This is a genomic window from Pantoea sp. X-Soil-ISGK-259 (assembly GCF_059730705.1).
Genome location: NZ_AP035986.1, coordinates 3,371,971 through 3,385,936, shown reverse-complemented (window position 1 = coordinate 3,385,936; position 13,966 = coordinate 3,371,971). Strand labels below are relative to the sequence as shown.

Genomic DNA, 13,966 nt, shown 5'->3' with positions numbered 1-13,966 from the left:
TCTGTTTCGCCCACAGTTTTGGGTGAGTTAACTGATAGAAGGAAGATATCGATGAACAAGACTAAGATTGCTAAAACCCTGATGGCCGCCATGATTGGCTCAGCACTGATCAGCGGCAGCGCACTGGCTGACGAATCAATGTCGCAGAAAGCGTCACAGACAGCCGACAGCGCGGGTTCGAAAATCGATAGTTCTATGAAAAAAGTCGATGGTTATATGGATGACAGCGGCATCACTGCCAAAGCTAAAGCAGCGCTGGTAGATGACGACGCAATTAAAAGCACGGATATCTCGGTAAAAACGCATAGCGGCGTCGTGACCTTAAGCGGTTTCGTCACCTCACAGGACCAGGCTGAAAAAGCGGTCGCTGTGGTGCAGAAAATCGAAGGTGTTAAATCCGTCAGCGACAAACTACACGTCAGAGACAGCAAATCATCTTCAGTGAAAGGTTATGCCGGTGATGCCGCAACGACCAGCGAAATTAAAGCTAAGCTATTAGCAGATGACATTGTTCCGTCACGCAACGTAAAAGTTGAAACTACCGACGGTGTTGTTCAGCTTTCAGGGCATGTTGCTAATCAGGCACAGTCAGATCGTGCAGAAAGCATCGCTAAAGCCATTGAAGGCGTGAAAAGCGTTAAGAATGACCTGACGGTTAAATCTTAATAGCTAACGTGTGGCCGCTCAGGTGGCCACACGAATAAAAGATACCCATCCGGGGATAAACTAAGCAGTTCGATTTTTAAATAGGGTAAGGAGAGGCTTATGTTTCGTTGGGGCATTATTTTTCTGGTGATCGCACTGATCGCTGCAGCATTAGGTTTTGGCGGTTTAGCGGGCACAGCAGCATGGGCAGCTAAAGTTGTCTTCGTCGTTGGTATTATCCTGTTCCTCATCAGCCTGTTTACCGGCCGTAAAAAGCTTTAGCCGATGAGTTCTGCAGTCTAATGCAACGCAAAGCATAGAGCGGAGACCAGTCATCTGTAGCGACTGACGTGAAGAGAGGGACACTTTCACATCGCTGCAAGGTAAGCCAGCACCGCTGGCCTGCCGGTTAAAGGAATAGTTGACTGGTTCTCCGGCATGCTGCCGTCATAAACGGATCGATCCTCCAGCATACCCGGAACCCTTTTTGAGGTTCGCACAGTGGGTATACGCATTCCTGTTACACTCGGCGCCATTGAACCTCTGGCCCTGACACCCTTTACATCTCAGAAAATTGCGTTGGTGTGTGAAGGCGGCGGTCAGCGCGGCATTTTCACCGCAGGCGTTTTAGACGAATTCCAGCGCGCCCGATTTAATCCCTTTCATCTGATGCTCGGTACCTCTGCCGGTGCGCAAAATCTCTCAGCGTTTGTCTGTGGCCAGCATGGCTATGCCCGTCGTGTCATTACCCGATACACAACCAGTAAACTCTTTTTTGATCCGCTGCGCTTTGTGCGTGGGGGCAATCTGATCGATCTCGACTGGCTGATCGATATCACCCGCAGTGAATTCCCGCTGGCGATGAGCAGTGCGGAACCGTTGTTCTCCAGCGGCCGTGAGTTCTATATGTGCGCCTGCCGCAGCGATGACTATACGCCCGGTTATTTTAATCCCACGGCGGATAACTGGCTGGATCTGATTAAAGCCTCCAGTGCCATTCCCGGTTTTTACCGGCTGGGCGTCAATCTGGAAGGGATCAGTTATCACGATGGCGGCATCAGCGATGCCATTCCGGTGCGTGAAGCCGCCCGACGCGGGGCCGATACGATTGTGGTGATCCGCACCGTGCCGTCGCAGATGTTCTATACCCCGAAATGGTTTAAGCGCATGGAGCGCTGGCTCAGCACCGGCGCGCTGCAGCCGATGATTAACGTCCTGAATAAGCATGAGCAGAGCTATCGGGAAATTCAGCAGTTTATTGAGAATCCCCCCGATGATTTACGCATCATTGAAATTTTCCCGCCCCACGTACTGGCCAGCAGTGCGCTGGGCAGCAGCATCGCGGCACTGAATCAGGATTACCATCTGGGACGGCGCTGTGGTCGCTATTTCCTCGCTACGCTGGGCCAGTGGCTGAGTGATGCAGAACCGATGGTCTCAGCGCGGGTCGTTACGCCGCCTGCGCCGGTCGCCAATGCGCCCGATACCCGGTTGATCATCACACCTCCGCTGGCGGACAATGATGCGGATTACGACAAAGGATCGCTGGCATGAGGTTTATCGACACGCACTGTCACTTCGACTTTCCACCGTTCGAAGGGGATATCGCCGCCAGTCTGGCGCGCGCCGCTGAGGCGGGCGTGGAGAAGATCATCATCCCGGCGATTGATGCCAGCCGTTTTGAACGGGTCTGTGCGCTGGCCGCAGCACATCCGCCGCTGTACGCGGCGCTGGGCCTGCATCCGATTGTCATCGAACATCATCAGGACGCCCATCTCGATCAGCTGGAAACCTTACTGCAACAGCGGCCGCGTAAACTGGTGGCGATCGGTGAGATCGGGCTGGATCTCTATCGCGACGATCCGCAGTTTGATAAGCAGCAGCGCTTTCTTGAATCACAGCTTAAGCTGGCAAAGCGTTATGCGTTGCCGGTGATCCTGCATTCGCGCCGGACCCATGACAAGCTGGCACAGATTCTGCGTCGTCACGATCTGCCGCGCCGTGGTGTGGTGCACGGTTTCGCTGGCAGCCTGCAACAGGCACAGGCCTTTATTAAGCTGGGTTATGCGATTGGCGTTGGCGGAACCATTACCTATGAACGCGCCAGCAAGACCCGTCAGACCGTGGCGCAACTGCCGCTCTCTTCGCTTTTGCTGGAAACCGATGCACCCGATATGCCGCTGCAGGGTTTCCAGGGCCAGCCAAACCGTCCGGAGCGGGCGCGTCAGGTGTGGGAAGTGCTTTGCAGCCTGCGGAATGAGTCACCTGAAGAGATTGCCGATGCGCTATGGCACAACAGCCAGCAGCTGTTTCAGCTCGATCCCGCTTTCCCGGCGCTGCGTAACTGACTGTCCGCCTTTCGCCTGAACGCGACCCCTTGCGCTAAAATGTGATAATAGTAACATTGCACCGGCTGGCGTATAATCGTCCTCAGGTAGTGTAATTTGCGATTTCAGTCACGTTTCATGTGGCAGGATTGCACCATTTTCTTATTCCAATGTGACTGCTGGCACATATCAGGCCGCTTCAGAGTGTTATTATTATAACATTCCGCCGGCAAGCCGGTGGGTTGCACCCCAATCCTTTGGAGAGCCTCATGACCGATATCAAACACCTTGCCCTGCGCGCCCTGAAACTGATGGATTTGACCACCCTGAATGACGACGACACCGATGCAAAAGTGATCGCCCTGTGTCATCAGGCTAAATCCCCGGCAGGCAACACTGCGGCAATCTGTATCTATCCGCGCTTTATTCCGATCGCGCGTAAAACGCTGCGCGAGCAGGGCACCCCGGAGATCCGCATCGCCACGGTGACCAACTTCCCACACGGCAATGACGACATCGACATTGCACTGGCCGAAACCCGCGCCGCTATCGCTTACGGTGCCGATGAAGTGGACGTGGTGTTCCCGTACCGCGCACTGATCGCCGGTAACAGTCAGGTCGGTTTCGATCTGGTGAAAGCCTGTAAAACCGCTTGTGCTGAAGCGGACGTGCTGCTGAAAGTGATCATCGAAACCGGTGAGCTGAAACAGGAATCGCTGATCCGTCAGGCCTCCGAAATTGCCATTGATGCCGGCGCTGATTTCATCAAAACCTCCACCGGTAAAGTGCCGGTTAACGCTACGCCAGAAGTGGCGCAGATCATGATGAATGTGATCCGTGACAAAGGCGTCAGTAAGCAGGTTGGCTTTAAACCTGCGGGCGGCGTACGTACCGCTGAAGATGCCGCGATCTATCTGCAAATGGCAGAAGATACGCTGGGTGCCGACTGGGCCGATGCGCGCCATTTCCGCTTTGGTGCATCAAGCCTGCTGGCGAGCCTGCTTAACACGCTGGGTCACGACAGCGACACCAGCAAAGCGGGTTACTGATCCCTCAGGCGGTCGGTGACCGCCTGTTCCCCATCCTGTTTTCCCTGACCAGGGGGCTACCTTGTTCCTGCCACAAGAAATTATTCGCAAAAAACGTGACGGCCATGCGCTGACTGAAGAGGAGATTCGCTTCTTCATTAATGGCGTGCGTGATAACACCGTCTCGGAAGGTCAGATCGCCGCGCTGGCGATGACCATCTACTTCCACGATATGACGCTGCCAGAACGGGTCGCGCTGACGATGGCAATGCGTGATTCCGGTACGGTGCTTAACTGGAAATCACTCAACCTTAACGGGCCAGTGGTGGATAAGCACTCGACCGGCGGCGTCGGCGATGTAACGTCGCTGATGTTAGGTCCGATGGTCGCCGCCTGCGGCGGATATGTGCCGATGATCTCCGGTCGCGGCCTCGGCCATACTGGCGGCACGCTGGATAAACTGGAAGCGATTCCGGGCTTCGATATCTTCCCCAGCGATGACCGCTTCCGCGAAATCATTAAGCAGGTCGGTGTGGCGATTATCGGCCAGACCAGCTCGCTGGCACCGGCGGACAAGCGCTTCTACGCCACGCGTGACATCACCGCTACCGTCGATTCCATTCCGCTGATCACCGCTTCGATTCTGGCGAAGAAGCTGGCAGAAGGGCTGGATGCGCTGGTGATGGATGTCAAAGTGGGTTCCGGCGCGTTTATGCCCACCTATGAAGCATCAGAGAGTCTGGCGCAGTCGATTGTGGGCGTCGCCAATGGTGCCGGCTGCCAGACCACCGCGCTGCTGACAGACATGAATCAGGTTCTTGCCTCCTCAGCCGGTAACGCACTTGAAGTGCGTGAAGCGGTTCGCTTCCTCACCGGCGAACAGCGCAATCCGCGCCTGCTGGAAGTGACGCTGGCGCTCTGCAGCGAAATGCTGATCTCCGGCAAACTGGCTGCCAGCGATGCCGAAGCACGTCAGAAGCTGATGACGGTGCTGGATAACGGCAAAGCCGCCGAGGTGTTTGGTCGCATGGTGGCTGCCCAGCAGGGACCGGCTGATTTCATTGAACGCTACGACACCTATCTGCCCCAGGCGATGCTGAGTAAACCGGTCTACGCCGACCAGCCAGGCATCGTCAGCAGCATGGATACCCGTGCGCTGGGCCTTGCGGTTGTAGCGATGGGCGGCGGACGTCAGCGTGCCAGCGACAGTATCGATTACAGCGTTGGCTTCAGTGAGATGATCACCCTGGGCGAGCGTGCCGATGCACAGCGTCCGCTGGCGATGATTCACGCCAGCAGCGAAGACAAATGGCAGCAGGCTGCCGCTGCGGTTAAAGCCGCACTGGTACTCGGGGATTCCGCGCCAGCTGAGACGCCGGTTGTCTATCGCCGTGTGAGCGATATCAGCTAACTGACCAGTAACCGGTGCCAGCCGTGATGCATTCGGGTATACTGATCTGATCGCTTTTTTTTGACTTGTCACGCGCCATAGCGCAGGAGACTTGCATGAAACGTGCTTTTATTATGGTGCTCGATTCCTTTGGAATTGGCTCCAGTAAAGATGCCGATAAATTCGGTGACGTGGGTTCAGATACCTTAGGTCATATCGCCGAAGCCTGTTTTAACGGTGAAGCAGACAAGGGGCGTAAAGGTCCATTGCATCTGCCTAATCTCACCGCGCTGGGTCTGGGCAAAGCCGCAGAGCTCTCTACCGGCCGCTTCCCGCCAGGCCTGGATCCTGAAGCGAAGATCACTGGCGCGTACGCGTACGCCAGCGAGCTTTCGTCAGGTAAAGATACACCGTCAGGCCACTGGGAGATCGCTGGCGTGCCGGTGCTGTTTGACTGGGGCTACTTCAGCGACAAAGAGAACAGCTTCCCGCAGGACCTGCTGGACAAGCTGGTTGAGCGTGCAGACCTGCCGGGCTATCTCGGTAACTGCCACTCTTCCGGTACAGTGATTCTCGACCAGCTGGGCGAAGAGCACATGAAAACCGGCAAGCCGATTTTCTATACTTCTGCCGACTCGGTGTTCCAGATCGCCTGTCACGAAGAGACCTTTGGTCTGGATCGTCTCTATGCGCTGTGCGAAATTGCCCGTGAAGAACTGACTGAAGGTGGCTACAACATTGGCCGCGTTATCGCCCGTCCGTTTGTGGGTGACAAAGCGGGTCAGTTCGAACGTACCGGCAACCGTCACGACCTGGCCGTTGAGCCGCCATCTGCCACTATGCTGAAAAAGCTGGTGGACGAGAAGGGCGGTCATGTGATCTCCGTGGGTAAAATCGCGGATATCTATGCTGAGCAGGGCATCACCAAAAAGGTCAAAGCGACCGGTCTGGATGCGCTGTTTGATGCGACGATTCAGGAGATGAAAATCGCGCCGGATCAGTCGGTAGTCTTCACCAACTTCGTTGATTTCGACTCAACCTGGGGACATCGTCGCGATGTAGCCGGTTATGCGGGTGGTCTGGAGCTGTTTGACCGCCGTCTGCCTGAGCTGATGGCGCTGGTTGGCGAAGATGACATTCTGATACTGACGGCTGACCATGGCTGTGACCCGACCTGGCATGGCACCGAACACACGCGTGAGCACATTCCGATTCTGATCTACGGACCGAAAGTGGAGCCGGGTTCACTGGGATACCGTGAAACGTTCGCCGATATTGGTCAGACAATTGCACACTACTTTGGCCTGTCCGAGATGGACTATGGCAAGAACATGCTGTAAATCAGCACTTTAATAAGGATTAAACAATGGCAACCCCACATATTAATGCTGAAATGGGCGATTTCGCTGACGTCGTACTGATGCCTGGCGATCCGCTGCGTGCAAAACACATCGCAGAGACCTTCCTGGAAAACGCGGTTGAAGTGAACAACGTGCGCGGCATGCTGGGCTACACCGGCACCTACAAAGGCCGCAAAGTCTCTGTAATGGGTCACGGAATGGGTATCCCTTCCTGTTCCATCTACACCAAAGAGCTGATCACGGACTTCGGCGTTAAAAAGATCATCCGTGTGGGCTCCTGTGGTGCCGTACGTGCCGACGTAAAACTGCGTGATATCGTGATTGGTATGGGTGCCTGCACCGATTCCAAAGTAAACCGTATGCGTTTTAAAGATCACGACTTCGCTGCGATTGCTGACTTCGACATGGTGCGTAACGCGGTTGATGCGGCGAAAAACCTGGGCGTTGAAGCGCGCGTGGGTAACATCTTCTCTGCCGATCTCTTCTACACCCCGGATCCGCAGATGTTCGACGTGATGGAAAAATATGGCATCCTCGGCGTAGAGATGGAAGCTGCAGGTATCTATGGTGTGGCCGCTGAGTTCGGTGCAAAAGCGCTGACCATCTGTACTGTATCCGACCACATCCGTTCCGGCGAGCAGACCACTGCTGCTGAGCGTCAGACCACCTTCAACGACATGATTAAGATTGCGCTGGAGTCTGTCCTGCTGGGTGATTAATCCGCGCGGCGGGTAATCGTTCCCGCCCGCTATCCGATCCCCTGTTCAGATCCTCCTTTGCGGGAGGATCTGATTTTCCCGCCTCGCCGTCCCGGTAACATTCACATCAAATGACACACTTTTGCTGAGGCTTGTGCATCTTCGCGCTGGCACCTCTGCATCCGGGCCTTATCATAGTGCGCAATAACAGATAAAAATTAATCGCCTGATATGCCTCCTGATGAACTTTCGTAACTTTGATGCTGAAGAGAAGCTGTTTGCCCGTCGTGCCGCAATAGCCTTTGCTCTGGTCTGTATCTGTTTCACCATTCTTGGCGTAAACCTTTATCGCCTGCAGGTGCGCGATCATAGCTACTACCAGACGCGATCCAACCAGAACGACATCAAGATGATCCCCATCGCCCCGACACGTGGGCTGATTTATGACCGCAACGGTATTCCGCTGGTGCGCAACGTCAGCTGGTACGCCATTACGCTGACCCCATACAAAATCACCGATATGGACGCCACACTGCGGGCGCTGACACCTTTAATTAATCTGACGCCCGATGAGATTGATACGTTCCGCCGTGCCCTGAAACAGACCAGTCGTTACAAGCCGGTGGTGCTGAAAGAGGAGCTGAATGAAGAGCAGGTCGCGCGCTTTGCAGTTAATCAGTTTCGCTTTACCGGTGCCAGTCTGGAAACCTATCAGGATCGCCAGTATCCCTATGGCGCCGATCTGGCACACGTGCTCGGTTATGTGTCGAAAATCAACGACAGCGACTACAAACGGCTGAACGCAGAAGGCATCGCCGAAAACTATGCCGCTGACCACAATATTGGTAAGCAGGGGATTGAGGGCTATTACGAATCGCTGCTGCACGGCAAGCCGGGTTATCAGGAAGTGGAGGTGGATAACCACGGCCGCATTGTGCGGGTGCTGAAAGAGGTGCCGCCAGTGGCGGGTAAAAACCTGACGCTGACGCTGGACCTGCATCTGCAACAATATATAGAGAGTCTGCTGGCGGGACAGCGTGCGGCGCTGCTGGTTGAAGATCCGCACGACGGCTCAGTGCTGGCGATGGTTTCCAGCCCCAGTTACGACCCCAACCCCTTTGTAAAAGGCATCAGCTATCAGGCCTACAAAAAGCTGCTGCAGGATAAAGACCTGCCGCTGATTAACCGCGTCACGCAGGGCCTTTATCCGCCTGCCTCCACAGTGAAACCCTATATGGCGATGTCGGCGCTGCTGACCCATGTTATTACGCCACAAACGCAGTTCTTTGGCGCGCCGACCTGGACGCTGCCAGGCACCGACCGGCACTATCGCGACTGGAAAAAGAGCGGGCACGGCATGCTGAATGTTACCCGGGCGATTGAAGAGTCTGCCGATACCTTCTTCTATCAGGTGGCATTCATGATGGGCATCGACCGGATTCACACCATGCTGAGCCAGTTTGGCTATGGCAAGTCGACCGGCATCGACCTCGATGAAGAGTACAGCGGCTTACTGCCGAGCCGTGAATGGAAGCAGAAGGTCCATAAAAAGACCTGGTATCAGGGCGATACGGTGTCTGTGGGTATCGGGCAGGGCTACTGGGTTGCGACGCCGATTCAGATGGTGAAGGCGATGGTGGCGCTGATTAATAATGGTCGGGTCATTGCACCGCATCTGCTGGAAAAAACCCAGCGCGGCACGCTGGTTGAGAACTACCATCCCGCGCAGCGCGAGGCGCAGATTGGCGATCCGCATTCACCCTACTGGTCGCTGGTTCGACACGCGATGTTTGGCATGGCTAACGCGCCAAATGGCACAGGTTATAAATATTTCCATACGGCACCTTATGGCATCGCTGCAAAGAGTGGGACATCGCAGGTGTTCAGCCTGCGCCAGAACCAGACTTATAACGCGAAGATGATCCCGGTGCGGCTGCGTGACCATATCTTCTACACCGCTTTTGCGCCGTTTAATGACCCGAAAGTGGCGGTGGCGTTGATTCTGGAGAATGGCGGTAATGAAGGGATTGTTGCGGCACCCGTAATGCGGGCGATTCTGGATCATATCTTTATACCTTCAGCACCCGAAGCACCTGCTCAGCCTGCACCGTAAAAAGGGGGCGATTGCCCCCTCAACGTGTCAGGCTTTAAGTGTTTTGGTCACCTGACTGATGGCGCGCACGACGTCGGTTGCGCCTTCACGGATTTCCGCAATCACGCCGCCCGCCTCCTGGGCCAGCTGCACGCCCTGATCGGCGCGCTTCAGGTTTGATTCAATCCCTTTCAGTGCCCGGTTCGCCAGCAGGTGGTTTTGCTGTACCCGATTTTCAATGTCGCTGGTGGCGCGGTTGATGTTCGCCGCCAGCGTGCGGACTTCGTTAGCGACCACCGCAAAGCTGCGGCCATGAGCTCCGGCACGCGCGGCTTCGATTGCGGCATTCAGCGCCAGCAGGTTAGTCTGATCGGCTATCCGGCGGATACCTTCCACAATCGCGCCGATACGATCGGAGGATTCACTCAGGCCAGTGATATCACCCGAGATCCCCTGCAGTTCACCGGCCAGTGCGTTCATGGTCTGCACACTGCTGGCGATAACATCAGCCCCCAGCTTTGTGCTGTGATCGGTTTGCAGCGCAGTGTGATAAGCCCGCTGTGCCGCGTCATGCTCCTGCTGGTTTTTTTCCACCTGCGCGGTGACATCGGTGGCGAATTTAACGATCTTGTAGAGCCTGCCCTGTTCGTCAAATACCGGATTGTAGGTGGCACGCAACCAGACCGTTTCACCGCGTTTATTCACGCGGGGAAACTGACCCGAGACAAATTCTCCCCGGTTCAGCTGCTGCCAGAATTCACTGTATTCGCGGCTCTCACGCAGGGCCTGCGAACAGAAGCGACTGTGATGAATGCCTTCCACCTCTTCACGACGGTATCCCATGGTTTTCAGGAAGTTGTCATTGGCTTTCAGCACTTCACCTTTAAGGTTAAAGGCGATGACTGCCATTGACCGTTCAATGGCGGTGGTGATGGCGCGCTGCTCATGCGCATCGTTAATATGACCGGTGATGTCGGTCGCCAGTTTGACGATTTTGATCACCCGGCCATGACGGTTCTGTACCGGCACATAATTGGCTTCCAGCCAGATTGGGCGGCTGTTTTTTGCCATACGCAGAAACTTATTGCTGAAGCTTTCGCCCCGGTTCAGTCGCAGCCAGAAATCCTGATACTCCCGCGACTGCAGCTGTTCCGGAGTGCAAAACAGGCTGTGGTGCTGGCCTTCAATCTCAGCCAGCGTGTAGCCCATGCGCGCCAGAAACAGCGCGTTGGCGCTGAGAATGGTGCCATCGGGAGAGAACTCAATCATGGCGATGGAGCCGTTGAGAGAGCTCAGCGTGGCAACTGAGTGTGAGCGCTTCTGCCAGCTATGGCGCGAAGCGATGCCTGATGTAATGGTGGAAAACATAGCGATCCTTATTATTAGTGTTGGTCTCGCATCCTATATCGGCAAAATCGCGGCACAATGCAGCCTTAACTCGCTCCGCTGAGTGAAATTTATCCGGCTTGCCGTGAGGTTTTTGCGGCGGCTCAAAACCAGTCATTGAGTTGATGGAAAAGCGGTCAATCGAGTGAGTTTCGGCGAAAAGCGTTTGACGCTGCCGGGCCGCTTTGGTTTAATGCGCCCCGTTGCCCGAATAGCTCAGTCGGTAGAGCAGGGGATTGAAAATCCCCGTGTCCCTGGTTCGATTCCGGGTTCGGGCACCATCTTTAAAGAACCCGCCTCTGGCGGGTTTTTGCGTTTATAGAGCGAACCGCGTTATCGAAGGTTCGATTCACTCGCCACGTTCCTGTGGCTCGCCCTCCGGGTCGCGCTGGCACGCGATGCAAAAATGCTCCCGGCATTTTTGTCCGGGTTCGGGCACCATCTTTAAATAACCCGCCTCTGGCGGGTTTTTGCGTTTGTAGCGCTAATGCGGTCCACCTGACTCCATACCTTCCCGAACAATCCGAATTTGGTCTCTAACCGCCCATTCCGGCTCTTAATTCAGTAGCAACACAAATAGATTTTACGTCGAAATCACTTTGCCGTCCCGGCTCTGTGCTGCATTGCAAGAGCGTTGCCGCCTGAAATCCTGTCCAGCCTGCAATTGACCGGGGCTAATCGTGTTTTATAAGGCACTCTTTACAGAATCAACCTGACAGGCACAATAGCCCTTTTTCCAGCTCCGTCACGGTCATGTCAGAAGAAGCGCTGCGTCTGCAGATACAGAACCTGAAAAAGCATAATGCGCGTCTGAAGCGTATAGCGCATGACGCCCGTACAAAGCTTAACGCGGCGCTCGATGGTACCGGACTGTTCCTGTGGCAGCTTGATATTCCCAGTGGCAAGCTGGTGATCTTCAACCGGCGCTGGGGAGCGATGCTCGGGTTCCAGCCGAAAGAGACCGACGCCAATTTCGAATCCTGGAAGGAGAGTCTGCATCCCGAGGATGCCGATGAGGTTTTGCAAGCCTTTAACGATCACATCGCCGGGAAAGCGCCTTACTACGAAGCACTTCACCGCATGATTGCCAAAAACGGCAGTATTACGTGGGTGCTGGATCGGGGGCGGGTCAGCGAGTGGAATGCCCATGGCGAGCCTGTCAAAGTCATTGGCACGCATATCGACATGACCAAAGAGAAGCAATATGAAGAGCAGCTTGCCCTGCTGGCGCTTCACGATCCCCTGACGATGCTTAACAATCGCCATGCTTTGCAAAACTATTTCTGTGAGCTGAAAGCGCAGGGCCCACTCTGCGTTGTCTTTATCGATCTGGATAACTTCAAACACGTCAACGATACCCTGGGTCATCGCAGCGGTGATGAAGTGCTGATCCAGCTAAGCCATCGGTTTACCGAACTCGCGCCGACAGAAGTGATGATTGGCAGGCTCGGCGGTGATGAGTTCGTGCTGTTATTGCCGTTTGCGATTGACCATCCGCAGGTCAGACAACTGGCCCATGCCTGCCTGGACGCGGTGCTTGCCCCATTTGATATGGCAAATGGTCACGCCCTGATTGGGGCTTCTGTCGGGGTGTCACAGGTACAGGGAAGAGATGATTTTGATACTGCCCTTGCGCGCGCAGATGAAGCGATGTACCGCATTAAGAAAAACGGCAAGCGCGGCGTGGCGTTTGATCACGCTTTCCCGGATCCACTCTGACTCCGATTAACCCGGCATAGGCTTTGCCAGCTCCTGTTGAAAAACTTTATCTTCAGTTACTGCCTACTCTCACCCACAACATTTTGTACTTTGTTTTGCGCCTGCGTGTGCAATTTCCGCGTATCGCTGCAAAAATCACTTTTAGTACTATTCTGAAAATTCAATTTTCACTGCCAGAATATGTAAGTCTTACCGCTTCGGTTAAAGTGCAATATCCGCCTTAAATCCGAGTCTCTTTCAAATTAAAAAATTTATTCAAATCAGGATAATTGATCATTTAATGATCAATTTCGGCTGTTTTCAGCTATCGTGATCAAGGTTTACGCTTCGCTTATTTCCAACGATAAGAATGGGAAGTTAAAATCCTATTTATCGCTTCGCTTAGTGAAATTGATCGTTTGTTGATCATATTCACTACCTGATATTGATTAAACTATCCACTTACCGCTTCGCTTATATTTTTTTCAATTGGACATTTTTTGAAAATGATCGATTAATAGGGCGCGGCGATTTTAGTTATAAAGCTTTTTCATGCCGCGGCTCTTTTATCAATAGAAAGGAGCATTGGTTGAAATCCGCTATCAATCCGGTTGAGGGTAGTACGAGCAATAAACCAGAACTGTGACGGGTTTTTTATTTATCTCACTTGATTGGTCCGTTTTTCTGACTACATTTATGTTGCTGAATCGGCCTGATGAAGTGTTAACTGTGCAAATTCCAATTTTTAATATTCAAAGAGGACGCATATGACTCAATATCGCGGTGGGGCCGGGAATTTTGCGGCCGACAAAGAGCGTGCTGCTGAAGCAGGACGCAAAGGAGGCCAGAAAAGCGGCGGTAACTTTAAGAACGATCCTGAACGTGCCATTGAAGCGGGGCGCAAAGGAGGTAAGGTTAGCCGCCGGAGCTGAAAGTCTTTAACACTGCTGTGACGGCAGGGTTACTCTGTTAGCCGGGCATTTTGAATCTGTTTAGTTCCTCGCGAAGATAATTACTCCCTGAATTATGTCATTGCTCCATCATTGGCAATAGCGGGAGCTGTTAATTGAACCGGAAGAGTTTACTCTTCCGGTTTTTTATTTCCGATAGGTTAAAGCTATACGATTTAATAAAACCGTGTACAACTAAGTTTTGACTGGTTCTTTTTTTATGCAGTTAATCTGAAAAAATGTATACAGTGTTTTATTACTTTGTACAAATTACGATGCAGCTAGCGAAGCCGCAAACATAAAAACATTCCCCGGCTAAATGTCTGCTGTAAAAAGGAAAATGCATTTTACATGCCACTTTTGTCTTAAATTCATACTGACGCAGCGTGCG

General features: G+C 53.7%; 12 protein-coding genes and 1 tRNA gene. 12 read left to right on the top strand and 1 reads right to left on the bottom strand.

Features of this window, described 5'->3' with window-relative positions; all coding sequences use genetic code 11:
- The first annotated feature begins 51 nt into the window (after nt 1–51).
- The 9 genes from osmY (at nt 52) to mrdA (ending at nt 9,562) form a co-directional block, all read left to right on the top strand.
- A complete protein-coding gene (gene osmY, locus AC6I77_RS16080) occupies nt 52–666 on the top strand; it encodes a molecular chaperone OsmY (RefSeq protein WP_003848532.1) in 615 nt (204 codons plus the stop codon).
- A gap of 99 nt (nt 667–765) precedes the next feature.
- Nucleotides 766–927, top strand: coding sequence for a DUF1328 domain-containing protein (locus AC6I77_RS16075; protein ID WP_003848537.1), 162 nt, complete (start codon nt 766–768; stop codon nt 925–927).
- A gap of 219 nt (nt 928–1,146) precedes the next feature.
- Nucleotides 1,147–2,199, top strand: coding sequence for a patatin-like phospholipase family protein (locus tag AC6I77_RS16070; protein ID WP_497817141.1), 1,053 nt, complete (start codon nt 1,147–1,149; stop codon nt 2,197–2,199).
- Complete coding sequence (locus AC6I77_RS16065; RefSeq protein ID WP_497817140.1) at nt 2,196–2,993, top strand: TatD family hydrolase; 798 nt, start codon at nt 2,196–2,198, stop codon at nt 2,991–2,993. The genes AC6I77_RS16070 and AC6I77_RS16065 overlap by 4 nt, the downstream gene beginning before the upstream one ends.
- Before the next feature lie 248 nt (nt 2,994–3,241).
- Entirely contained in the window at nt 3,242–4,021 is a 780-nt protein-coding gene (gene deoC / locus AC6I77_RS16060) for a deoxyribose-phosphate aldolase (protein WP_008925705.1), read from the top strand.
- A 61-nt stretch (nt 4,022–4,082) separates the two neighbouring features.
- Entirely contained in the window at nt 4,083–5,411 is a 1,329-nt protein-coding gene (deoA, locus tag AC6I77_RS16055; protein ID WP_078804968.1) for a thymidine phosphorylase, read from the top strand.
- Nucleotides 5,412–5,506: 95 nt separating this feature from the next.
- On the top strand, nt 5,507–6,730 hold the full coding sequence (gene deoB, locus AC6I77_RS16050) for a phosphopentomutase (protein WP_497817139.1): 1,224 nt from the start codon (nt 5,507–5,509) through the stop codon (nt 6,728–6,730).
- 26 nt (nt 6,731–6,756) lie between these two features.
- The gene (gene deoD / locus AC6I77_RS16045; protein ID WP_003848553.1) at nt 6,757–7,470 is read left to right on the top strand and encodes a purine-nucleoside phosphorylase; all 714 of its coding nucleotides are present in this window, start codon (nt 6,757–6,759) and stop codon (nt 7,468–7,470) included.
- A 220-nt stretch (nt 7,471–7,690) separates the two neighbouring features.
- Nucleotides 7,691–9,562, top strand: a complete 1,872-nt coding sequence (gene mrdA / locus AC6I77_RS16040) for a penicillin-binding protein 2 (RefSeq protein ID WP_497817138.1) — start codon at nt 7,691–7,693, stop codon at nt 9,560–9,562.
- Between the two features lie 27 nt (nt 9,563–9,589).
- On the opposite strand, the gene AC6I77_RS16035 is transcribed toward mrdA, so the two are convergent.
- Nucleotides 9,590–10,909 (bottom strand): methyl-accepting chemotaxis protein, encoded by a 1,320-nt coding sequence (locus tag AC6I77_RS16035; RefSeq protein WP_003848556.1) that lies wholly within the window; start codon nt 10,907–10,909, stop codon nt 9,590–9,592.
- Between the two features lie 223 nt (nt 10,910–11,132).
- On the opposite strand from AC6I77_RS16035, the gene AC6I77_RS16030 reads away from it, so the two are divergent.
- From AC6I77_RS16030 to AC6I77_RS16020, 3 genes are all read left to right on the top strand, one after another.
- Nucleotides 11,133–11,208, top strand: a tRNA-Phe gene (locus tag AC6I77_RS16030).
- A gap of 472 nt (nt 11,209–11,680) precedes the next feature.
- Nucleotides 11,681–12,646 carry a sensor domain-containing diguanylate cyclase gene (locus AC6I77_RS16025; RefSeq protein ID WP_008925701.1) on the top strand — a complete coding sequence of 322 codons (966 nt, stop codon included), beginning with the start codon at nt 11,681–11,683 and terminating at the stop codon, nt 12,644–12,646.
- A 746-nt stretch (nt 12,647–13,392) separates the two neighbouring features.
- Nucleotides 13,393–13,557: a con-10 family general stress protein gene (locus AC6I77_RS16020; RefSeq protein ID WP_004571242.1), complete on the top strand. Its 165-nt coding sequence runs from the start codon at nt 13,393–13,395 to the stop codon at nt 13,555–13,557.
- Nucleotides 13,558–13,966 lie beyond the last annotated feature (409 nt).